Origin of the sequence: Bradyrhizobium sp. HKCCYLRH3059 (genome assembly GCF_051168035.1) — a bacterium.
Taxonomy (GTDB): domain Bacteria; phylum Pseudomonadota; class Alphaproteobacteria; order Rhizobiales; family Xanthobacteraceae; genus Bradyrhizobium.
In genome coordinates this window covers 246,098-269,246 of record NZ_JBNPUF010000007.1, presented here as the reverse complement: position 1 = coordinate 269,246, position 23,149 = coordinate 246,098, and the positions used below count along the sequence as shown (strand labels likewise).

Genomic DNA, 23,149 nt, shown 5'->3' with positions numbered 1-23,149 from the left:
GATCAGCACGAGCGCCGTTACGCCCACGATGACGCAAGCGGGATACAGTGCATCGATCGCCCGGCGATAGAGTCCGGCCATCGTAAGCCTCTTGATCGTCCGAACCGAGCATGCGGTCTATGCGATGTCCTGAATGCGCTTGATCATTTCTTGGTACTTCGGACCGTATTTGTCCCAGACCGGCTTCACGGCCTTCTGGAACGGCGCCTTGTTGGCGATTTCGACGATCTCGGAGCCACCGGCCTTGGCCTTCTCAATCGCTTCCCGCTCGTAGGCCTTCCAGAGTTCGCGCTCCTCCATCTGCGCTTCGCGCGCGAACTTCTTGATCAAGGTCTGGTCGTCGGTCGACAGGTTTGCCCAGGACCGCTTCGAGAACACGAGGATTTCCGGAATGACGAGATGCTGGGTGAGCGAATAGTACTTCGCGGCCGTGTAATGATTGCTGGAGACGTAGCTCGGCGGATTGTTTTCGGCCCCGTCGATCACGCCGGTCTGCAGCGCGCTGAAGACCTGATCGTAGCCCATCGCGACGCCGTTGCCGCCGAGCGCGTTCATCATGTCGATGAAGATGGGATTGCCGATCACGCGGATCTTCAGCCCCTTGACGTCCTCGACCGTCCTGATGGGCTTCTTGGTGTTGTAGATGCTGCGCGCGCCAGAATTCATCCAGCAGAGTGCGACGAGATTTGCGCTGGCATTGGCGCTGACGCGGTCCAGAAGGTCCTGACCGATCGGACCGTCCATCATCTTTTCAGAATGTTCGATGCTCTTGAACAGGAAGGGCATGTTGACGACGTTGACGTCGTCGACGATCGGGCCGAGCGCGCCGGCGCTGACCCGCAGTATCTGGATCGCCCCGATCTGGGTCTGCTCGATAGTCTCTTTCTCGCCGCCGAGCTGAGCGGAGGGATACATCTGGATCAACAGCCTGCCGTTGGTTGCCGCTGCAAGCTTCTTGCCGAGGTTTTCTGTTGCTGCAACCGTCGGATAACCCGGCGGCTGAACGTCGGATGCCTTGAACACCGCCTTCGATTGCGCAAGGGCGGCCGAGATCGGCGGCAGCGTTGCAACGCCCGCAAAGCCCACGCTCAGTCTGATGAAATCGCGTCTTTTCATGGCGTCTCTCCGACGGAATGATCGTGTCGCCGCAAGGTTCGATGCGATCATCTCGTTAGCCTGGTTGATCGAAATACTCTGGATTCTTGGTCTGAATTTCAGAGATGTCGTCGAGCAGGCGTTCCAGATGACTCGCCATGGCAGCCCTGGCACGATCCGGATCGCGCCGTTCGATGGCCTGGAGAATTGGTTCGTGCTCTGCGATCACTTCGGCCATCCGTCCGATCTGCGGCAGGGTCAGTCGACGATAGCGGTCGACGTGAACCTTGACCTGAACGATCAGCTTCCAGATCCCGGGATAGCCGGCGACCTCGGCGATGCCAGCGTGAAACATCTCGTCCGCCTGGTGGAAGGCTTCGCGATCCTTTGCGGCGCAGGCCTCGCGCTGACGTTCGAGGGTCGCATGCAGGTTGAGCAACTGGCTCGATGTCGCATGCTCGGCCGCCATCCGTGCGGTCGTCTCTTCGAGAGACTTTCGGATGATGATGGTCTCGGGGAGTGCTGCGACCGGAATGCGCGAGACGAAGATGCCGGACTGCGGAAAGATCTCGACCAGCCCTTCGTCCGCGAGTTTCAGAATGGCCTCGCGGACCGGTGTCCTGCTGACGCCATAGGCCGTCGCGATCTGCGCTTCCGAAATCGGTTCGCCCGGCAGGCGCACGAGCGACACGAGTTCGGACCTGAGATCGGTGTAGATGCGTGACGCTGCTGTCGCGCCGCGGGGGCGACCATTGCGGCGCATGCGGGCGACCACGGGCCGTGGCGCTGCGGCCAATTTCCTCGGGGGTCGACCGGACATCTTCGTTTCCTCAGCTGATATATTAATATATGAAACTGGCTTTGCAATCGAAATTGCCGTCAGCTGAGGACTCGCGATGGTGCACTGCGCTGTACGCAGGCAGCAACCACGAGCACGCAACAGAGCCTATCGTCTTTTCTTGCCGTCTTCATCTCGCCCCTAACGCCGGATCGGCCGTTGTCGGCGGCGACTTGTCCACATCCAGAAGCAAATCTGCGGTGGAGCAGACACGCACGAATCTCGTTCGTGCGAATGCCTCGCGAATGCTCTCGGCGGATGCATTCTTTGATGCTACCAATCGGGCATGAACCAGCAGACTCGGGTCGATATCCGCCATTCTACCTGCCCGCACGATTGTCCGTCGGCCTGCGCGCTCGACGTCGAAGTGCTCGATCGGAAGACGATCGGCCGCGTTCGCGGCTCGAAACGGCAGACCTATACGGCTGGCGTGGTTTGCGCCAAGGTCGCGAGATATGCCGAGCGGATTCATCATCCTGAGAGGCTGATGCATCCGATGCGTCGCGTCGGCCCGAAAGGCTCAGGGCAATTTGCACGCATCACCTGGGACGAGGCGTTGGACGTGATCGCCGAGCGGTTTCTCCAGGTGGAGCGCGACTTTGGCGCTCAGTCGGTCTGGCCGTATTATTACGCGGGCACGATGGGTCTCGTGATGCGCGATGGCCTCAACCGTCTCACCCATGTGAAGAAGTACTCGCGGTTCTACTCGACGATCTGCGCCAATGTCGCGCGCATCGGCTTTGCCATCGGCACCGGGAAGATTGCCGGCGTCGATCCGCGGGAGATGGCGCTCTCGGATCTGGTCGTGATCTGGGGCACGAACCCGGTGAACACGCAGGTCAATGTCATGACTCATGCGGCGCGCGCCCGGAAGGAACGAGGCGCCAAGATCGCGGCGATCGATGTCTACGACAATGAGACCATGAAGCAGGCCGACATCAAGGTCATCCTGCGACCTGGGACCGACGGCGCATTTGCCTGCGGCGTGATGCACGTGCTGTTTCGCGATGGCTATGCCGACCGCGCCTATATGGAGAAGTACACGGACTGTCCTGCGGAACTCGAAGCGCATCTGCAGACGCGGACGCCGCAATGGGCATCGCAGATTTCTGGCGTTCCCGTGGCCGAGATCGAGGCGTTCGCCCGTCTGGTCGGCGAGACGAAGCGGACCTTCTTCCGACTGGGTTATGGCTTCACCCGCAGCAGGAACGGCGCGACGCAGATGCATGCGGCATCCTGCATTCCCGCGGTGACGGGCGCCTGGCAATACGAAGGAGGCGGTGCCTTCTTCAACAACGCGGCGCTGTGGCATTTCGACGAGTCCATCATCGAGGGCCACGACGCCGTGGATCATTCCACTCGCTTTCTCGATCAGTCCCAGATCGGGCGCATCCTGACGGGAGACGCGGTGGCCCTCTGTGGCGGCCCGCCAGTCAAGGCGATGCTGATCCAGAACACCAATCCGATGACGGTGGCACCCGAGCAGGAGCTGGTTCGCAACGGATTTGCGCGCGAAGACCTTTTCGTCGCCGTCCACGAGCAGTTCATGACCGAGACGGCGCAGATGGCGGACATCGTGCTGCCCGCCACGATGTTCATGGAGCATGACGATCTCTATTACGGCGGCGGCCATCAGCACATTTCGGTCGGACCGAAGCTGATCGACCCGCCCGGCGAGTGCCGGTCCAATCATGAGGTGCTGCAGGGCCTGGCGCGCCGGTTGCGGGCGGTGCATCCGGGCTTCGAGATGTCGCCGCGCGAGTTGATCGATGCGACGTTGAAGAAGAGCGGCCATGGCGATATCGCCGGGCTCGAGGCCGATGTCTGGCGTGACCTTCAGCCGGACTTTCGCACCTCGCACTATCTCGACGGTTTCGCGCACAGGGACGGTAAATTCCACTTCAAGGCCGACTGGGCTCATCCGCCATTCGGCCGCGTCATGGGCAATCCGGAGCGCATGCCGTCATTGCCCGACCATTGGGCGGTGACCGAAGAGGTCGATCAGCAGCATCCGTTCCGGCTTGCGACAAGTCCGGCTCGCTCGTTCCTCAACACCTCCTTCAACGAGACGCCATCGTCGCAGGCGCGGGAAGGGGGCCCCTCCGTCATGATCCATCCACTGGATGCAGCCCCGCTCGGCATTGTCGACGGCGACATCGTCACGCTCGGCAATGAGCGCGGACAGACCTCGCTTGCCGCCCGGCTGTTCGACGGAGTTCAACGCGGGGTGCTGATCGCCGAATCGATCCATCCCAATCGCGCCCATATCGGTGGACGGGGCATCAACGTGCTCACCGCAGCCGACACCGTCGCTCCGATCGGGGGCGCTGCCTTCCACGACAACAAGGTCTGGCTGCGCAAATCGGCGGGCTGACCAGCTCGGCAAAAGCCGAGTTATCAACATCCCTTTTGATTCCAAGGCGTTATTCACCTCTCACGCCTAGGAGCGGGCCGTTCACAGGATTATTTTACCTTTATCGGGCCTCTTGCATTCCCCGCTTGAGCGTCGCTCAAATTTGTTGTAAGCATTTTGAGCAACGCTCAAAAACGTGGAGAAGTCCCATGCAGGTTCTCAGCTCTCGCGCTCCGCAACTTTTTTCGATCAATCCCATGGTGATGCTGAACGGTCTGGCGCGGTCCGCGTCTCACCTTTTGACGGCGCGCGTCGAGCGCATCGCAAATGCCTGTGATGTTGCCGGTCTGCTCGCTGCGCGACGAGCGAGGCGGCTGGCCGGACAACGTCTTTTTCGTGCCGCCGGGCGCGAAGGGCGCCGGCTTCGCCGTGGCGGCCTATTCGGCTGCTTCCGCTACCTGAGCGAACTGACCTGACCTTGTCTCGAATCCCCATCTCAGGCGCAACGAAGCGGTCACCATGTCCTTGCGTTCCATACATCCCCTCCAGCTCCTACAGGTCTGGATAAGCCTTTTGCACACGACCTACGCGCTACTCTTCGTGCTGGTCGGCGACCAACAGCAGAACGCGAAACCGCATGACCGCGTCTAACGGGATGCATCACCGGCACCACTTCATTTCATCACCAACCCAGGCTCTTGCGGTCCTTGCGGCCAAGCCGCTGCAGCACACCAGGAATCGATCATGATCAAGCAGTTGATGTCGTCGCGTCGTTTTGCCCCGCTGTTCTGGGCCCAATTCTCCTCGGCGCTGAACGACAACGTTTTGAAGAATGCGTTGGTCATCATGCTGCTCTACGGCGCCGTGGCAACGCATGGCGACGCGCTTGTGACCGTGGCGGGCGCCGTCTTCATCTTCCCATTCTTCATCCTGTCCGGGCTCGGCGGCGAGCTGGCGGATCGATACGTCAAGGGAATCGTGGCGCGCCGGCTCAAGTTCGCGGAAATCTTTGCCGCAGGCTTCGCGGCGCTGGGCTTCTTTCTGCATTCGATCCCGCTTCTGTTCGTCGCCCTCGGCATGTTCGGTGTCATCGCCGCGCTGTTCGGCCCCGTGAAATACGCGATGCTGCCGGATCAACTGACGGTCGGTGAACTCGCTACTGGCAACGCGCTGGTAGAAGGTGCGACCTTCATGGCCATCCTGATCGGCACCATCGCCGGCGGCCAGCTCGTCTCCGGCTCGTCGCATATGGGATGGGTCGCTCTCGCCGTCATCGGCCTCGCGGTGATCTCCTGGGCTTCGGCGTCGCGCATTCCGCACACTTCGCCGTCGGCACCGGATCTGCGCATCACGGCCAACCCTTGGACATCGACCTCGCACCTTCTGAAGTCGTTGCATGCCATGCCCCGGCTGTGGGACGGCATGGTGATCGTGTCGTGGTTCTGGCTGGTCGGCGCCGTCGTGCTGTCGCTGCTGCCCGCGCTGGTCAAGGATGTCGTCGGCGGCACCGAGGGCGTGGTCACCTTGTGCCTCGCCGTCTTCGCGATCGGCATCGCCATCGGCTCGCTGTTCGCGGCGCATCTCAGCCACGTCAGGCCGAATCTCGCGCTGGTGCCGATCGGCGCCATCCTCATGGGCGTGCTCGGTCTCGATCTGTCCTGGACGATCGGGACGACAGCGACCGCGAAGGACCTCACGCCGCTCGCCTTCGTCGGCTCCTGGGCGGGAGCGCGCATGCTGATTGATTTCGCGGTGTTCGCCTTTGGTGGCGGCCTGTTCGTGGTTCCTGCCTTCGCCGCGGTGCAGGCCTGGTCGGAGCCGACTGAGCGCGCCCGGGTCATCGCTGCCGGCAACGTGCTGCAGGCCGCCTTCATGGTGGTCGGCTCGCTGGGCGTGGCCGGTCTGCAGGCCGCAGGCCTCTCGATCGCCTGGATCTTCTTCGGTCTGGCTTTGGCGAGCTTCGGCGCCGTTTGGTTCGTGCTCAACAAATGGGGCAGGGAGGGCGTGCGCGACTTCGGCGCGATGCTGTTCCGCGCGCTGTTCCGCACTGAGGTGCGTGGGCTGGAGAACCTGCCGCCGGCCGGCACCCGCATGCTGATCGCGCCGAACCATGTCAGCCTGATCGACGGTCCGCTGCTCCACGCGGTGCTGCCGATCGATGCCACCTTTGCCGTCGACACCGGGATCTCCAAGGCCTGGTGGGCGAAGGTCTTCCTGAAACTTGTAAGCCACATCACGATCGACCCGACCAAGCCGCTCGGTGCTCGCGATCTGATCAAGCTGGTCGCCAGCCAGGAACCGGTGGTGATCTTCCCAGAGGGCCGCATCACGGTGTCGGGCTCGCTGATGAAGGTCTATGACGGCACCGCGATGATCGCCGACAAGGCCGACGCCGTCGTGGTGCCGGTCCGCATCGAGGGTGCGCAGCGCTCGCATCTCAGCTATCTCAAGGATGGCCAGATCAAGCGCTCGTGGTTTCCCAAGGTGACGGTGACGATCCTGCCGCCGGTGAAGCTCACCATCGATGCGGCTCTCAAGGGCAAGACCCGCCGCAATGCAGCTGGCGCTGCGCTGCAGGACGTGATGATCGAAGCCATGGTGAAGAACGCCATGCTGGATCGAACGCTGTTCGAGGCGCTCGCCCATGCCCATCGCGACCACGACACCGGCAAGGTGATGATCGAGGATCCGCTCGGCACCAAGCTGACCTATCGCAAGCTGCTGCTGGGCTCGCAGGTGCTCAGCCGCAAGCTCGAGCAGGGCACGATGGTGGGCGAGAACATCGGCCTGTTGCTGCCGAACTCCGCCGGCGTCGCCGTGGTCTTCATGGCGCTGCAGTCGATCGGCCGCGTGCCGGCCATGCTGAACTTCTCCGCCGGCCCGGTGAACGTGCTGGCGGCGATGAAGGCGGCGCAGGTCACGACCGTTCTGACGTCGCGGGCCTTCATCGAGAAGGGCAAGCTCGACAAGCTGATCGCGGCGATCGAGGGGCAGGCCCGTCTGGTCTATCTCGAGGACGTCAAGGCCTCGGTCAGCCTGGCCGACAAGATCAAGGGAATGATCGACGGCACCAGGCCGCGCATCGCCCGCAATGCCGACCACCCCGCCGTGATTCTGTTCACGTCCGGCTCCGAAGGCACGCCAAAGGGCGTCGTCCTGTCCCATCGCAACATTCTCGCGAACGCCGCCCAGGCATTGGCGAGGGTCGATGCCAACGCTAACGATCTTGTGTTCAATGTTTTGCCGGTGTTCCACTCCTTCGGCCTCACCGGCGGCATGATGATGCCCATGTTGGCGGGCATTCCGATCTATATGTACCCGTCGCCGCTGCATTACCGGATAGTGCCCGAACTGATCTATCAGACTGGCGCCACGATCTTGTTCGGCACCGACACCTTCCTGACTGGTTACGCACGCTCCGCTCATGCCTATGATTTCCGCACGCTGCGGCTGGTCATCGCCGGCGCCGAGCCGGTCAAGGATCGGACACGGCAGATCTACATGGAGCGTTATGGCATCCGCCTGCTCGAAGGCTATGGCGTCACCGAGACCGCGCCGGTGCTGGCGATGAACACGCCGATGGCCAACCGGGTCGGCACCGTCGGGCGCCTGTCGCCGCTGATGGAGTACCGGCTCGACAAGGTGCCGGGCATCGAGGAGGGCGGGCGGCTTTCGGTCCGGGGGCCCAATGTCATGCTCGGCTATGTCAGGGCCGAAAATCCCGGCGTGCTCGAGGCGCTGCCGGAGGGCTGGCACGACACCGGCGACATCGTCACCATCGACGCGCAGGGCTTCATCACGATCAAGGGCCGCGCCAAGCGCTTTGCCAAGATCGCCGGTGAGATGGTGTCGCTGACGGTGGTCGAGCAGATCGCCGCGACCTTGTGGCCGCAGGCGGCTTCGGTCGCGGTGTCGATCCCCGATCAGCGCAAGGGCGAGCGCATCGTGCTGATCACGACGCAGAAGGATGCCGAGCGCTCCGCGATGCAGCGCCAGGCCAAGGGCCAAGGTGCGCCGGAGCTTGCGGTGCCGGCCGTCGTGATGGTGGTCGACAAGATCCCGCTGCTCGGTTCCGGCAAGACCGACTATGTCGGCGCCAAGGCACTTGCCGAGGCGAGTGCGGCAACCGCTACGACGGAGCGCGAGCCGGAGGAGCGGGAAGTCGCGTGATCGCATCGCTGCGCCGGCGTTCTCAGCACAGTGGCCCCCGCGGCGCGGGGGTTGTGCTGCTGCATGGCATCGCCGGCCGATCATTGATGCTGCGTCCACTGGAAAAGCGGTTGCAGCGCGCAGGTTTTGCGACGCTGAACCTCGACTATGAAAGCCGCAAGAAACCGCTCGAGTTTCTTGCCGACGACATCCGCCCGGCGATCGCCGATTTCACCGCCAGGATCGACGGTCCGATCCACTTCGTCACCCACTCGATGGGCGGGCTGCTGGCACGGGTCGCGATTGCGAAGCATCGGCCGGCGCGGCTCGGCCGTGTCGTCATGTTGGGAACGCCCAATGGCGGCAGCGAGCTTGCCGACCGGCTGCAGAACGTCGGGCTCTATCGCGCTTATTTCGGTCCAGCCGGCCTGCAATTGGTGACCACGAAGGACGTCACGCTCGCCTCTCTGCCACCCGCCGACTACGAGATCGGCGTGATCGCCGGCAACCGCTTCCTCGATCCGATCGCCGGGCTGTTCCTGCTGCCGTGGCCGAACGACGGCCGCGTCTCCGTCGAGAGCTGCAAGCTCGCCGGGATGACGGACCACACCACCATCAAGGCGTCGCACATGGGCCTGCTGGTGCATCCGACGTCGTTCCGGCAGACCATCGCGTTCCTGCGCACTGGCCAGTTCGAGCCGGTGCGTCCGCTGCTGCACGGGGTCATCGCCGAGATCGGCCGCCGCGCGGCCTCTTGACGCAAGTTTTCCTTGCCCGCGGCAGCTATCCCGCGACAATCTCGCATCCGACATCAAGCGACAGGCAAGGCGATGACCGACGACAGCGTGATTCTCGACAAGCGCGGGCAGGCCCTCTGGATCACCATCAATCGTCCGGAGAAGCGCAACGCGCTGAATGGCGACGTGATCGCCGGGATCTCGCGCGGCTATCGCACGGCACATGACGATCCCGAGGTGCGCGTGATCGTGCTGACCGGCGCAGGAGACAAGGCGTTCTGCGCCGGCGCCGACCTGCAGAACTCCGGCGCGGCCTTCGCGATGGATTTCTCCCGCCCGAATGTCGATTACGCGGACTTGCTCCGGCTGTCGCAGAATTCCACCAAGCCGGCGATTGCGCGCGTCGGCGGCGTCTGTATGGCCGGCGGCATGGGCTTGCTGTGCATGACCGACATGGCGGTCGCAGCCGATCACGTCGTCTTCGGCCTGCCGGAGGTGAAGGTCGGCGTGTTCCCGATGCAGGTCCTGAGCCTCTTGCAGAGTATCGCGCCGCCGCGTCTCGTCAACGAATGGGCGCTCACGGGCGAGCCGTTCGACGCCAAGACTGCACAGGCTGCCGGGCTGCTCAACCATGTCGTTCCCGCCGCCGAGCTCGACGGCAAGATGGACTGGCTGATCGGCCGTCTCGTCGACAAGTCGCCGACCGCCATCCGCCGCGGCAAATACGCCATGCGCGCCATCGCCTCGATGTCGTTCGACGAGTCCATCGCCTATCTCGAAAGCCAGATCGCGCTGCTGGCGATGACCGAGGATGCCAAGGAGGGCCTGAGGGCGTTTGCCGAGAAGCGCAAGCCGGTGTGGCCGGGGAAGTAGCTCGCTGCGGGTAGAGTGTGTGACGGCGGCTCTGTTGTTGCCGCTGTCATGCTCCGCGAAGGCGGAGCATCCAGTATGCCGAGGCCTCCCGGTTCGATGACCACGGCCTCTGGAATACTGGATAGCCGGCTTTCGCGGGCGATGACAGTGGAGGGGTGGAAAGGTTCTTTGCTCCAACAATATTTGTCCACATAGGGTGATACATGGATCCGCGATCTCGCGACGCTTCGCGTCCGAGTCTTGCGTCAGATTTCGCCCTCTGAACGAAGAGGGCGCAGGGAAGGCCGGGCGCTCGCCGCCCCCATGCCCGCCTGCAGGAAGAAAAGCAGGCGGCAGTGACCACAGGTTTGGCCGCAACTACCGGCCTTCCCTGCGCGACGGGCTTACGGCTTATACGTGATCTCCCTGGTGCGCCGGGCTTTCTGGCCACCATCCCCGCGCGAAGCAAAGCCTCGTCGCGAGTTGACATCAGCGTCGGGATGTCAGGACCACACGATTTCGCCGTCCGCCACGCCACCAGTCGTCTTGCGCAAACGCGCCTGATGCCGCGACGGCCATCGCATCACCGGCCCAACGCTTGTGACGATCGCGAGGCGCCCCCTCTCGTAAGCCGCGACGCCGTGAAATGTGCAGCTGATTTGCCCGACAAGACAACACCCACCGGGGTGCGACATAGTAACCCGACGGGCAAAGTCGCGTCAGGAGTGCGGCCGAAGCCGCATCGGCTGCAGCTTGTTGTACATCAGGCTGCGCCACAGCCATTCGATGGGGCCGAACTGAAACAGCCTCAGCCAGCACCAGCTCGCGATCACCTGGAGCACATAGACGACCACGCCGATGCCAAGTGCGAGCGAGACGCTGAGCCGGCCGAACAGGCCGAGGCCATAGCCGTAGAACACGACGCCGAAGATGACGGACTGCATGAGATAGTTGGTGAAGGCCATCCGGCCGACGGGAGCCGCCCAGCCTAGCAGGCGGGCGCCCCAGATGGTGCTTGCAGCCGAAAGGATCAGCGCACCATAGGCAAGCGCCAGGCTCACAGTCGCAAGCGATGCGCCGGCGTCGATCGTGACAGCGAGTGCGGCCAGGGCCGTCAGCAGCAGCATGACGCGGTGATGCGGCATATCGCGCAGAAGGCCGGATCGCCAGATGACGATGCCGGCGAGGAAAAGTCCGAGCGTGCGCGGAAAGATCCACAAATGCAGCGGCGCGATGGCGCTGATTTCGGACAGCCGGAACACCAGGATCTGCGAGAAGTTGCCGTTGGCATAGATGCGATTGGCATCGACAACATGCTGCATCATCCAGGAGGAGCTTAGTAGCGGCAGCACGGGAATAAGCCAGCTGGTGAAGTACAGCCCGAGCAGGGTGAGGCTGCTCGCGATCACCAGCCAGCTTGGCGCGAACAGGAACGGCAGCACGAGCAGTCCGGCAAGCGCATATTCGGTCAGGATGTCACCATTCCACAGCAGCGTCAGGTGCAAAATGCCGATCGCGAGCAGGACGAGCAGCCGCCGGAGCAGCAGGGGGATACGTCGCTCCGGAGCGATCCGGTCGAACTGCATGGCCAGCCCGATGCCGAACAGCAGCGAGAACAGGGCAAGCGCCTTCATGGAGACGGCGCGCGCGAGACCATCTTCGATGGCGCGATTGAAGGGCGAGTCTCCGACGATGGCCCACAAAAGCTTGACCGTCTCCGGTGATGACGATCCGGCGAAGAAGGTCGTGCCCGCTTCGTGCGCTCTCGGCGTCGGCAGAAATTGCTGGAAGATCGAGATACGGAACTCAAATACGACGTTGATGGCCATGACGCCAAAGAGGGCGAGGCCCCGGAGGATGTCGATGGCTGGCAGCCGGTCGCCACCAGAGGCAGGCCCCGTCGGATTAGCTGATCCGATCGTCGCAGTCATAGGGCTGAGAACTCATAAGCAGGGAATGGACTGACTTCCGCGTTCACAGGCAGGCGTCATGATGGCTTGCTGTCACCTCTGTGATCGCTCCTGCATCGTCTGACTTCCAGGTCACGTCGATCGTCTGCACACAGGCTGGATTGCCCCATCGATAGAAATGGACATTGGCGGTCTCGGACGTTCGGCATGGTGCATGAATCTCTCCCAGCCGCACCACGATATGTCCGTCGCGGACGCAATCCGGGAACGGTTCGAATCCTTGCTTCAGCAGCGTTGCTGTCAACATCGCGGCTGGTGTTCCGGATGGGAATTCCGCCTGAAGGTGGGCCGTGAGCCGTTTTCCGCTCTCCACTGATTTGAGCCAGGAGTCCGCAACGTCGTTCTCGAACATCGGAGGTGGCCGTGTATTCATGAACAGCGGCGAGGTGAGTATTGAAAGAAATAGAACGGCGGCCGGTGGATTGAAGATGGCGATGAAAGCTGACCCCGTCGCGAGCAATGCGGCACTGGCCATGAGGCCACGCAGCATCCATGTCAGCCACCGAGGGCGCATGCGATCGGTTTGTGCGTTTCGTCGTATCATGGGAGATGAACGTTAGCCCTGCGCAGCGTTGTGCGCAACGATCGCAATATTCCCGCCCAAGGGCATCTTTGTTGCTGCGAAGGACGGCAGTTGGCGCTAGCGTTGTGAGATGATGCAAAGTGGCCCAATTGCAACCGACGGCCTTCTCATCCGGCCGATGCGGCCGGAAGAGATTCCGCTGGCCATCGACTGGGCGGCGGCCGAGGGCTGGAATCCCGGCCTGTCCGATGCCGCGTGCTTTTCCGTGGTCGATCCGCAGGGATTTCTCATCGCCGAACGTGACGGTGTGCCGGTCGCGACGGTGTCCTGCGTCAACTACGACGAACGCTTCGCGTTTCTGGGCTTCTACATCGTACGTCCTGATCTGCGCGGGCATGGCTATGGCCTGCGGCTCTGGCAGGCTGCGATGGCGCATGCGGGATCGCGTGTCGTCGGCCTCGACGGTGTCGTCGCGCAGCAGGACAATTATCGAAAGTCCGGCTTCAAATATGCCTATGCCAATGTCCGCTACAGTGGGAAGGCCGCTACGGTGCTGCCCGCTGCTGCGCGATCGGACTTCGTTGCGCTGAGCGACGTGCCGCTGGCCGACATCGAGGCCTCCGACGCGGCTGTGTTTCCGGCGTCGCGCCGCGCGTTCCTGCAGGCCTGGATCGGAGCCCCCGGCCATGTCGGCCGCGCTGTCATCCGTGATGGCGCGCTTGCCGCCTGGGGCGTGATCCGGCCGTGCCGCACCGGCTCTAAGATCGGTCCGCTGGTCGCGCACAGCCGGGCCGATGCCGAGGCCATCGTCTCGGCGCTGCTGAGCGAGATCGGCGACTCCGAGGTCTTCCTCGATGTGCCGGCGATCAACCCGGAGGCGGTGGCGCTGGCGGAGAGTCTCGGGCTGAAGCCGGTGTTCGAGACCGCGCGCATGTACACCCGCCCGATCGCGCCACTACGCATCGAGCGGCTGTTCGGCGTCACCACTTTCGAGCTCGGCTAGCTCATTTGTCGAGCGGCCGCGCGAAGCTCAATTCGTGACCGTCGGGATCGGTGAGATGGAAGTAGCGCTCGCCCCATTCGGCGTCGCGCGGCGTGGTGGAGGGCGAGAAGCCGGCGGCCAGCGCCTTGGCGTAGACGGCGTCGACGTCCGAGACATGAAAGATGATGCGGCCCCACCAGCTCCACTGCTTGTCCTCCGGCATAGCGATCAGGTTGAGATAGCCCGCGCCGACTCGGAAGGTCGTGAACGGGGTGTCGGCGCCGCCATACGGGATGTCGTCGAAGCCGAGCGCGCGATAGAAGGCGACCGCGCGGGCCATGTCATGGGTGGCAATGGTGATCGCGCTGATGCTTTCGATGGTCATGCAGGCGCTCCGGACGGGAATGGATAGCGCGGAGCAGAAAAGCGCATCTCGCCGGTGTCACGCAAGCACCGCGTTGCAACGCGCGGCCTAGCGCCTCCCCCGCCGGCTCAGCGTCGCTCCCAGCGCAAAGAAGACAGCGGCCCCGATTGCGACGGTCGCGGCGCGGGCCACATCGCCGGGCACGAGCATCGCGTGCAGGGCCGCGCCACGGCTGAACGAGCCGCGGGTACGGTGCAGGCGTGTAACCGGGTGATCGAGATTGTCGGTGCGGTCGGGCACCAGCGGCACGTCGGTCTGCTGCCCGGCGATCGCCTTGGCGGCGAGGTAGCGGTCGAGCAAAGCCGGGGCGATGGCGTTGCCGAGGATGGTCAGCAGCGTCGGCCAGCCGATCCAATATTCGCGGAAGCCGCCATCGGCAACGCGATAGACGGCGTCAGCGATCACCTCAGGCTCCACCGGCCGGCCCATTGGCCGTGGCGTATGCGCAAGGTGCGCGCGAGCCCAGTCGAATTGCGGTGTGTTCACCGCGGGCAGATCGACGATGCAGAGCGTGATGCCTGAGCGCTCGTGCATCAGCTCGGCCCGCAGCGAGTCGGTGAAGCCCCGGATCGCATGTTTGGCGCCGCAATAGGCCGCCTGTAGCGGAATGCCGCGATAGGCGAGCGCCGAACCGATCTGGATGATGCGGCCTTCGCCGCGTCGGCGCATCGATCGCAGCGCCGCCATCGTGCCGTGCACGAAACCGAGATAGGTCACCTCGGTGACGCGGCGGAATTCCTCCGGTGTGATGTCGGCCACGGTCGAGAACACCGTTTCCATGGCGTCATTGATCCAGATGTCGACCGGACCCAGGCGCTGCTCGAGCCGCTCGGCAGCGTCGAACAGGGCCTGCGCATCGGCGACATCGACGGCCTCGTATTCGGCATGGGCAAACCGCGCCTGCAGCTCGCGCTGGACGTCGCGCAGCGCATGCTCATCGCGCGCGATCAGGCCGATGCGATCGCCGGCCTCGCCGAAGCGGTTCGCGATGGCACGGCCGACGCCGGCGGAGGCGCCAGTGATGATGATGGTGCGAGCTCGTCTGCGAGGCATGTCCGGTTCTCCACGCGCCCCGTCGTACAAACGTGCAGCAGCCGGCAATGTTTCGGGCCGGTCAAGCCGGCCGAATGAATTCTCCGTCAGCCGCGATCTGAGCCGTGGAATTCGACGCATGATCGATCAGGCTTCGAGAGGGCGGCCAGCCCCCTCGAGATTGTGGGACGGAAAAGCTCGCTGAGCTTTGCAGGTGCGACCGGAGCTCAGCCCGGATTGGCCTTGAGGCCGGCGGCCTCGATACCGGCGACGGCGCAGATCTCGTCATTGTCGGAGCTGTCGCCGGAGACGCCGACGGCGCCGACGAGCGTCGTGCCGTCCATGATCAGCACGCCGCCGGGCACCGGGACCATGCGGCCCTGGGCCAGCGTGTTCACGGCGTCGATGAAATAGGCCTGCTCCTGGGCGCGCTGGAACAGGGCGCGGGAGCCGAGGCCGAGCGCCAGCGCGCCATAAGCCTTGCCATGCGCGACCTCGGCCCGCATCAGGCTGGTGCCGTCCTGGGCGGCGGCCGCCTTCAGGCAGCCGCGGGCGTCGAGCACCATCACGGCGAGCGGCTTGAGCTTCTTCTCGATGCCCTTCGCGAGCGTGGCATCCAGAATCTTGCGAGCGGCGTCGAGCTTGAGATCGGCCATGTCGGTGTCCTTTGCGATTTGTGATGAAAAGTCGGCTCTATCATCCGTCATTGCGAGCGAAGCGAAGCAATCCAGGACGAAAGAAAAGGTCTGGATTGCTTCGTCGCTACGCTCCTCGCAATGACGAACATTGAGGTCGCGCTCCGCGGCGTCCGGTCTCTCGTGACCTACGTTGATGCTTGCGCCCGCTCCAGGCTCATCGCCAGGAGCTGCGCGGCGTGAACGGCACCGCGGGCGGCGCCGTCCTGGATCTGGTGGCGGCAGGAGGTGCCGTCGGCAACGATGAACGTTGCGGCGTCGGCGTTGCGCACGGCGGGCAGCAGCGACGCCTCCGCCATCTGCTGCGAGACCTCGTAGGTCTCCGCGCCATAGCCGAACGCGCCGGCCATGCCGCAGCAGGAGGATTCGATGGTCTCGACCGTGAGCTCCGGAATGAGTCGTAGCACCTGCTCGACAGGCTTGAAAGCGGCGAAGGATTTCTGATGGCAATGGCCGTGCAACAAGGCCTTACCGGGCAGGGGGGCGAGCGGCAGCGCCAGCCTGCCGCTCTCGGCCTCGCGCGCCAGAAACTCTTCCAGCAGCAGCGCGTGTGCGCTGATCGTTTTCGCGGTGGCGTCGTTGCGCAGCGACAGCAGTTCGTCGCGCAGCGTCAGCAGACAGCTTGGCTCGAGGCCAATGATCGGCACGCCGCGCGAGGCGAACGGCGCGTAGGTCTCGACCAGGCGCTGCAGCTCGGACTGGGCCTCGTCGACGAGGCCGGCGGAGAGGAAGGTGCGGCCGCAGCACAGGGCGCGGCCGCCATCGGCCGGCTTGGGCACGTAGACGCGATAGCCGCCGGCGATCAGCACGCGCAGCGCGGCGTCGAGATTTTCGCGCTCATAGACGCGGTTGAAGGTGTCGCCGAACAGCACGACCTCGCGGCCATCAGCCGGACCGAACGCGTCGGCGTCGACGCGGAAGGTGTCGGTGCGGAAGGCCGGAAGCTTGCGCTTGGCGCTGATGCCCGCAACGCGCTCCATCAGCACGCGCAGGGGCGCAACATGATTGCGCAGGTTCACGAGCGGCGCGATGCGGGCAGCCATATCGGCATAGCGCGGCAGATAGGCGACGAGCCGGTCGCGCAGCGTGAGGCCATGCGTCGTCGCCCGGGCCGCCAGCACCTCGATCTTCATCTTGGCCATGTCAACGCCGGTCGGGCACTCGCGGCGGCAGGCCTTGCAGGAGACGCAGAGCTTCAAGGTCTCCATCATCTCGTCGGACGACAGCGCGCCGGGACCGAGCTGGCCGGAGATCGCGAGCCGCAAGGTATTGGCACGGCCGCGCGTGACATCCTTCTCGTCGCGGGTGGCGCGATAGGACGGGCACATCACGCCGCCGTCGAGCTTGCGGCAGGCGCCGTTGTTGTTGCACATCTCGACCGCGCCCTGGAAGCCGCCGGCGGCACCCGGATAGGCCGACCAGTCGAGCACCGGCTTGATGTCGTCGACGATGCGGTAGTCCGGCGGATAGCGGAACAGCGAGCGGTCGTCCATCCTGGGTGGATCGACGATGCGGCCAGGATTGAGCACGTTCGCCGGATCGAAGCGCTGCTTGACCTCCTTGAAGTCGGCGACGATGCGGCTGCCGAACATCTGCTCGTGGAATTCCGAGCGCACGATGCCATCGCCATGCTCGCCGGAATGCGAACCCTTGTACTCGCGCACCATGGCGAAAGCTTCCTCGGCGATGGCGCGCATCGCCTTGACGTCCTTCTCCAGCTTCAGGTTCAGCACCGGGCGCACATGCAGGCAGCCCTCGGAGGCGTGCGCGTACATCGTGCCGCGCGTGCCGTGCCTGGCGAACACCTCGTTGAGCCGCGCGGTGTAGTCGGCGAGGTGGGGCAGCGGCACGGCGCAGTCCTCGACGAACGACACCGGCTTGCCGGCCTCCTTCATCGACATCATCACGTTGAGGCCGGCGGCGCGGAAGTCGGCGACGGCGGTCTGAAGCGCAGGGTCTGATATCTCGACGACGCCGCCCCATTTGCAGATCTCGTTGCTCCAGGAGAAGCCGAGATCACCCATCAACTCGGAGAGCTGCTTCAGCTTGGCGAGGTTCTCGTCCTTCGTCTCCTCCGCGAACTCGACCACCAGGATCGCGTCGGGATCGCCGCGCACCGCCGCCGCGATCACCGGCTGGAACATCGCGATGTCGCGGCCCAGCCCGATCATGGTGCGGTCGACCAGCTCGACCGCGATCGGCTTCAGCTTGACCAGATGCTGGGCCGCATCCATCGCCTGATAGAAGCTGCCGAAATGACAGACGCCGAGCACCTTGGTGCGGATCAGCGGCCACAGCTTGAGCTCGATCCGGGTGGAGAAGGCCAGCGTGCCCTCGGAGCCGACCAGCAGATGGGCCAGGTTGTTGGCGGCGTTGCGCGGCGTCAGTGCGTCGAGATTGTAGCCGCCGACGCGGCGCTGCACCTTGGGAAACCTGTCGGCGATCTCCGCGGCCTCGCGCTCGCCCAGCGCCAGCATGTCGCGAAACAACCTGCGCGCGCTGTCCGGCGCGCTGACGTCACGAAGGTCTCGCGCCACCTCGCCGAAATGCGCCAGCGTGCCGTCGGCCAGCGCGGCGTCGATGGCGATGGTGTTGTCGCGCATCGTGCCGTAGCGCAGCGAGCGGCCGCCGCAGGAATTGTTGCCGGCCATGCCGCCGATCGTGGCGCGGGACGCCGTGGAGACGTCGACCGGAAACCAAAGGCCGTGCTTCTTGAGCTGGCGATTGAGGTCGTCGAGCACGATGCCCGGCTCGACCACGCAGGTCCGCCCCTCGACATCGAGCGAGACGATGCGGTTCAGGTGCTTGGAGAAGTCGACGACGATCCCCTCGTTGACCGTCTGGCCGCATTGCGAGGTGCCGCCGCCGCGGGGCGTGACGATGCGGCCGTCGTCGCGGGCGATGGCGAGCGCACGCAGCGCCTCGTCCATCGTGCGCGGCACGACCACGCCCGCCGGAATGACTTGGTAGAACGAGGCGTCTGTGGCGTAGCGGCCGCGGTTGAAGCGGTCGAAGAAGACGTCGCCTATCATCTCGGCGCGGAGCTTCTGTTCGAGCCTGGACGGACCGGCTTTGGCGTTCGGCATGGTGATCCCTGGTGGGGCCCGGCTGTCGTCCGGCGGGCGCTGTTCCGCCCGGTGTCATTCATTTCCGCAAATGCGTCAATCTGATTGCATGCAAATTTGCGCAATCCCCGGCGTTATTCGACCTTGTCTGGCTTGGCTGCCGCCAGCGGCGGCTGGCTCTCGGCGAAGTACGCGATCGCAGCCGCGCCCTTGTTGCGCAGATGCTGGAACAGGATGTCGGACAGCTCGCTTCCGGCGCGCCGGCGCAGGGCATCGAGGATCAGCTCATGCTCGCGCATGGCCTCGCTCCAGCGTTCGCGCTTGCGGGCGAAATTGGCCGAGAAGCGCACCCGGCGGATGCGGCCCGCCAGGCTCTCATAGGTCGCATGAAGGGTGGCGTTGGCGGCGGCGTCGACGATCGCCCGGTGGATCAACTGGTTCATGCGGAAATAGCCCTGCATGTCCTGCCGCATGTAGAATCCGTACATATCATGATGAAATTGCTCGATTTCCGCGATCGCTTCATCTGAAATCTTCTCGCAGGCGAGGCGTCCGGCGAGGCCTTCCAGGCCTCCCATCAGGTCGAACAGTTCGTGGATGTCGGCGGCGCTGAGCGGGCGCACCCGGGCGCCGCGATTGGGCAGCAGCTCGACCAGCCCCTCGGCTGCGAGCACCTTGAGCGCTTCGCGCAAGGGGGTGCGGGACACCCCCAGCATTTCGCAAAGCTGCCGCTCGGACAGGCGTCCGCCGTCGGCGACATGGCCCTCGACGATGTAGTCGCGCAGCCGCGCCAGGATCTCGTCATGCAGCGAGGTCTCGTCCCGCGCAGGCACGGATCGACCGCTTGGCCCTGCCAAGGGTGGCGTCTCGATATCGGGAATCGTGGAATTCATCTTACGCATTGTAGCGGTAGTTACAGATGTGGTCGACCTCGTGCGTGCATGCGATTGAGCTCTTGCATGCTGAAGAATTGAATGCAATTATGGGTGCCAGAATGCCGTCGTCGCCCGGAGCTCTGTCGTGACCCGTCCCCAAGGCCGTCATTTCTTGCATATTCCGGGCCCGAGTCCGGTGCCCGAGCGGGTGCTGCGGGCGATGGACATGCCAGTGATCGATCACCGCAGCGCCGAGTTCGCCGAACTCGGCAAGGCCGTGCTCGGCGGCTCGCAGGCGATCTTCAAGACCACGAGCCCGGTGATCATCTATCCGTCTTCGGGCACCGGCGCCTGGGAGGCTGCCATCGTCAACACGTTGTCGCCGGGCGACAAGGTGCTGATGGTCGAGACCGGCCACTTCGCCACGCTGTGGCGGCAGATGGCGGCGCGGTGGGGAATCGAGGTCGACTTCATTCCCGGCGACTGGCGCCGTGGCGTCGACCCTGCCGTCATCGAGGAGGCGTTGGTCGCCGACGCCGGTCATCGGCTCAAGGCGGTGATGGTCGTGCACAACGAAACCTCGACCGGCGCGACCAGCCGGATCGGTGAGGTGCGCGCCGCGATGGACCGCGCCAAGCATCCGGCGCTGCTGATGGTCGACACCATCTCCGGTCTCGCCTCGGCCGACTTCCGCTTCGACGAGTGGAAGGTCGATGTCGCCGTGTCCTGCTCGCAGAAGGGCTTCATGCTGCCGCCGGGGCTCGGCTTCAACGCCGTCTCGGACAAGGCGCGCCTTGTTGCCAAGGCCAACAAGATGCCGCGCTCGTTCTGGGATTGGGAGGACATGCTGAAGCTGAACGCGAACGGCTTCTTCCCCTATACCCCGGCGACGAACCTGCTCTATGGCCTGCGCGAAGCGATTGCCATGCTGCTCGAGGAGGGACTCGACCAGGTGTTCGCGCGCCACCAGCGGCTTGCGGCCGCGACCCGCGCCGCGGTCGAGCATTGGGGTCTCGAGGTGCTGTGCCAGGAGCCGAAGGATTTTTCCCCGGTGCTGACCGCCGTGCTGATGCCGCCGGGCCATGACGCCGATCAGTTCCGCCAGGTCGTGCTCGACAATTACAACATGTCGCTCGGCTCGGGCCTGTCCAAGGTCGCGGGCAAGGTGTTTCGCATCGGCCATCTCGGCGAGTGCAATGCGCTGACCCTGATGGCGGCGCTGAGTGGAGTCGAGATGGGGCTGCGTGCGGTCGGCGTGCCGCATCGCGCGGGCGGTGTCGATGCCGCGATGGTGCTGCTGGATGAGCCATCGCAGGGCAATGCGCCGCGCCAGCTTGCGGCGGTGAAATGAGGCCAAACCGCGTGCAGCAAGCTGGGGCGTCCCGCTATGCCGCACTGCACAGAAGAAGGGGATTTGTGTGCATCTGAGGGATGTCAGCCCGGAGCGATCGGTGCTTGCGTCTTCTTTATTGACGCCAGCGGTCTGGCGGGAGAAAAGCGCGACCAGCGCGTGGGATGCCACGTCCGCGCACCAACCAAATGACCGGGGATGGACGCCAATGACTGTGCACACGGGACGGCATTTTCTTCAGATTCCGGGACCGACCAACGTGCCCGACCGCGTGCTGCGCGCGATGGACATGCCGACCTTGGACCATCGCGGTCCGGAGTTCGCGGAGCTCGGCTTCGCCGTGCTGGCGGCCAGCCAGCGCATCTTCCGCACCAAGCAGCCGGTGATCATCTATCCGTCGTCGGGCACCGGCGCGTGGGAAGCCGCGATCGTCAACGCGCTCGCGCCCGGCGACAGGGTGCTGATGGTTGAGACCGGCCAGTTCGCTGTGCTGTGGCGGGGCATCGCCGACAAGTTCAAGCTCGACGTCGACTTCATCCCCGGCGACTGGCGTCATGGCGCCGACATCGCGGCGATCGAGCAGCGTCTGGTCGACGACAAGGCGCACAAGATCAAGGCCGTCTGCGTCGTGCACAACGAGACCTCGACCGGCTGCCTAACGCCGCCGCTCGAGGTGCGCAAGGCGCTCGACCGGTCCGGCCACCCGGCACTCCTGATGGTCGACACCATCTCCGGCCTCGGCTCGATGGAGTATGAGCACGACGCGTGGGGCATCGACGTCTCCGTTGCGGGCTCGCAGAAGGGCCTGATGCTGCCGCCGGGCCTCGGCTTCAACGCCGTCTCGGAGAAGGCGCTCGCCGCCGCCAAGGCCAATCCCGGCATGCGCTCCTACTGGGACTGGCAGGAGATCATCACCTTCAACAAGCTCGGCACCTTCCCGTACACGCCGGCCTGCAATCTGCTGATGGGCCTCAACGAGGCGCTGAAGATGCTGGAGGAGGAGGGGCACGAGAACGTGTTCGCCCGCCACCGCCGCCACAGCCTTGCGACGCGCGCCGCCGTGAAGGCGTGGGGCCTCGACACGCAATGCGCCGATCCGCAGGCGCATTCGCCGGCGCTGACCGGCGTGGTCATCCCCGAAGGCCATGACGCCGATCAGTTCCGCAAGACCGTGCTGGAAAACTTCGACATGTCGCTCGGCACCGGCCTCAACAAGATCAAGGGCAAGGTGTTCCGCATCGGCCACATCGGTCATTTCAACGACCTGATGCTGATGGGGACGCTCGCCGGCGTCGAGATGGGCCTTGCGCTCGCCAATGTGCCGCATCGTGCCGGTGGCGTGCTCGCGGCAATGGACGTCCTGAAGGCGCGCGAGGCGGCGCCAATCCCGAAGGTGGCCTGATGACCGCGCCTGTGACCGGCTCCGACGATCTGATCTATGCCGTCGACGACGGCATCGCCAAGATCACCTTCAACCGGCCGCAGGCGCGCAACGCGATGACCTTCGCGATGTACGACCGGATGGCCTCGATCTGCGAGGCCATCAACGCCGATCGGTCGATCAAGGCGCTGATCCTGACCGGTGCGGGCGACAAGGCGTTTGCCTCCGGCACCGATATCTCGCAATTCCGCGCCTTCAAGACCGCGCAGGATGCGCTCGACTACGAGGCGCGGATCGACCGCGTGCTCGGCACGCTGGAGCTGTGCCGTGTGCCGGTGATTGCGGCGATTGCGGGCGCCTGCACCGGCGGCGGCGCCGGCATTGCCGCCTGCTGCGACATTCGCATCGGCACCGAGACGGCACGTATCGGTTTTCCGATCGCGCGCACGCTCGGCAACTGCCTGTCGATGTCGAACATCTCGCGCGTGGTCTCCTTGATCGGACCGGCGCGCACCAAGGATCTGATCTTCAAGGCACGGTTGGTCGAGGCGCCGGAGGCGCTCGCGCTCGGTCTGCTCAACGAGATCGTGCCTGACGTCGAGACGCTGCAGACACGCGCGCTGGAGACCGCGAGGCTCATCGCCTCGCACGCGCCGATCACCCTCGAGGTGACCAAGGAGGCGGTGCGCCGCATTCGCCGGACCCTGTCGCGGGACGAGGGCGAGGATTTGATCCTGCGCGCCTATATGAGTGAGGATTTCCGCGAGGGGATGGAGGCGTTCCTCAACAAGCGGACGCCGAATTGGAAAGGCAAGTAGTCCAATGCC

The 23,149-nt window shown here is 64.5% G+C and carries 18 protein-coding genes; 9 read left to right on the top strand and 9 right to left on the bottom strand.

Features of this window, described 5'->3' with window-relative positions:
* Positions 1–117: 117 nt before the first annotated feature.
* Both ACQR13_RS22785 and ACQR13_RS22780 read right to left on the bottom strand, forming a co-directional pair.
* Complete coding sequence (locus tag ACQR13_RS22785) at positions 118–1,116, bottom strand: TRAP transporter substrate-binding protein (protein WP_315825123.1); 999 nt, start codon at positions 1,114–1,116, stop codon at positions 118–120.
* A 55-nt stretch (positions 1,117–1,171) separates the two neighbouring features.
* Positions 1,172–1,858, bottom strand: coding sequence for a GntR family transcriptional regulator (locus tag ACQR13_RS22780; protein ID WP_315713634.1), 687 nt, complete (start codon positions 1,856–1,858; stop codon positions 1,172–1,174).
* Positions 1,859–2,219: 361 nt separating this feature from the next.
* Here ACQR13_RS22780 and ACQR13_RS22775 point away from each other — a divergent pair, with 361 nt between their 5' ends.
* The 5 genes from ACQR13_RS22775 (at position 2,220) to ACQR13_RS22755 (ending at position 10,045) form a co-directional block, all read left to right on the top strand.
* Positions 2,220–4,307 carry a molybdopterin oxidoreductase family protein gene (locus tag ACQR13_RS22775; protein WP_434863262.1) on the top strand — a complete coding sequence of 696 codons (2,088 nt, stop codon included), beginning with the start codon at positions 2,220–2,222 and terminating at the stop codon, positions 4,305–4,307.
* Positions 4,308–4,495: 188 nt separating this feature from the next.
* Positions 4,496–4,762, top strand: a complete 267-nt coding sequence (locus ACQR13_RS22770) for a hypothetical protein (protein ID WP_315753528.1) — start codon at positions 4,496–4,498, stop codon at positions 4,760–4,762.
* A 268-nt stretch (positions 4,763–5,030) separates the two neighbouring features.
* Positions 5,031–8,456 (top strand): acyl-[ACP]--phospholipid O-acyltransferase, encoded by a 3,426-nt coding sequence (locus ACQR13_RS22765; RefSeq protein WP_434844940.1) that lies wholly within the window; start codon positions 5,031–5,033, stop codon positions 8,454–8,456.
* Positions 8,456–9,193, top strand: a complete 738-nt coding sequence (locus ACQR13_RS22760; RefSeq protein ID WP_315753624.1) for an esterase/lipase family protein — start codon at positions 8,456–8,458, stop codon at positions 9,191–9,193. The genes ACQR13_RS22765 and ACQR13_RS22760 overlap by 1 nt, the downstream gene beginning before the upstream one ends.
* Before the next feature lie 72 nt (positions 9,194–9,265).
* A complete protein-coding gene (locus ACQR13_RS22755; RefSeq protein WP_315753532.1) occupies positions 9,266–10,045 on the top strand; it encodes an enoyl-CoA hydratase/isomerase family protein in 780 nt (259 codons plus the stop codon).
* 698 nt (positions 10,046–10,743) lie between these two features.
* Here the strand turns inward: ACQR13_RS22755 and ACQR13_RS22750 are convergent.
* Together ACQR13_RS22750 and ACQR13_RS22745 are read right to left on the bottom strand one after the other, a co-directional pair.
* Positions 10,744–11,853: a DUF418 domain-containing protein gene (locus ACQR13_RS22750; protein ID WP_315753534.1), complete on the bottom strand. Its 1,110-nt coding sequence runs from the start codon at positions 11,851–11,853 to the stop codon at positions 10,744–10,746.
* Positions 11,854–11,998: 145 nt separating this feature from the next.
* Positions 11,999–12,484: a hypothetical protein gene (locus ACQR13_RS22745; protein ID WP_315753536.1), complete on the bottom strand. Its 486-nt coding sequence runs from the start codon at positions 12,482–12,484 to the stop codon at positions 11,999–12,001.
* Positions 12,485–12,695: 211 nt separating this feature from the next.
* On the opposite strand from ACQR13_RS22745, the gene ACQR13_RS22740 reads away from it, so the two are divergent.
* Positions 12,696–13,520: a GNAT family N-acetyltransferase gene (locus ACQR13_RS22740; protein ID WP_315753538.1), complete on the top strand. Its 825-nt coding sequence runs from the start codon at positions 12,696–12,698 to the stop codon at positions 13,518–13,520.
* A 1-nt stretch (position 13,521) separates the two neighbouring features.
* On the opposite strand, the gene ACQR13_RS22735 is transcribed toward ACQR13_RS22740, so the two are convergent.
* The 5 genes from ACQR13_RS22735 to ACQR13_RS22715 form a co-directional block, all read right to left on the bottom strand.
* A complete protein-coding gene (locus ACQR13_RS22735; protein WP_315753540.1) occupies positions 13,522–13,884 on the bottom strand; it encodes a VOC family protein in 363 nt (120 codons plus the stop codon).
* 87 nt (positions 13,885–13,971) lie between these two features.
* On the bottom strand, positions 13,972–14,976 hold the full coding sequence (locus ACQR13_RS22730; protein WP_315753542.1) for an SDR family oxidoreductase: 1,005 nt from the start codon (positions 14,974–14,976) through the stop codon (positions 13,972–13,974).
* 206 nt (positions 14,977–15,182) lie between these two features.
* A complete protein-coding gene (locus tag ACQR13_RS22725) occupies positions 15,183–15,611 on the bottom strand; it encodes a GlcG/HbpS family heme-binding protein (protein WP_315753544.1) in 429 nt (142 codons plus the stop codon).
* Between the two features lie 167 nt (positions 15,612–15,778).
* Positions 15,779–18,736, bottom strand: coding sequence for an FAD-binding and (Fe-S)-binding domain-containing protein (locus tag ACQR13_RS22720; protein ID WP_434863261.1), 2,958 nt, complete (start codon positions 18,734–18,736; stop codon positions 15,779–15,781).
* Positions 18,737–18,849: 113 nt separating this feature from the next.
* Positions 18,850–19,608 carry a GntR family transcriptional regulator gene (locus ACQR13_RS22715; protein WP_315753548.1) on the bottom strand — a complete coding sequence of 253 codons (759 nt, stop codon included), beginning with the start codon at positions 19,606–19,608 and terminating at the stop codon, positions 18,850–18,852.
* Between the two features lie 127 nt (positions 19,609–19,735).
* On the opposite strand from ACQR13_RS22715, the gene ACQR13_RS22710 reads away from it, so the two are divergent.
* The 3 genes from ACQR13_RS22710 to ACQR13_RS22700 all read left to right on the top strand — a co-directional run bounded on the left by ACQR13_RS22710 (position 19,736) and on the right by ACQR13_RS22700 (position 23,140).
* Positions 19,736–20,941, top strand: a complete 1,206-nt coding sequence (locus ACQR13_RS22710) for a pyridoxal-phosphate-dependent aminotransferase family protein (protein WP_315753550.1) — start codon at positions 19,736–19,738, stop codon at positions 20,939–20,941.
* A 208-nt stretch (positions 20,942–21,149) separates the two neighbouring features.
* A complete protein-coding gene (locus tag ACQR13_RS22705; RefSeq protein ID WP_434863260.1) occupies positions 21,150–22,343 on the top strand; it encodes a pyridoxal-phosphate-dependent aminotransferase family protein in 1,194 nt (397 codons plus the stop codon).
* Positions 22,343–23,140: an enoyl-CoA hydratase/isomerase family protein gene (locus ACQR13_RS22700; RefSeq protein WP_315753554.1), complete on the top strand. Its 798-nt coding sequence runs from the start codon at positions 22,343–22,345 to the stop codon at positions 23,138–23,140. The genes ACQR13_RS22705 and ACQR13_RS22700 overlap by 1 nt, the downstream gene beginning before the upstream one ends.
* Positions 23,141–23,149: the final 9 nt, after the last annotated feature.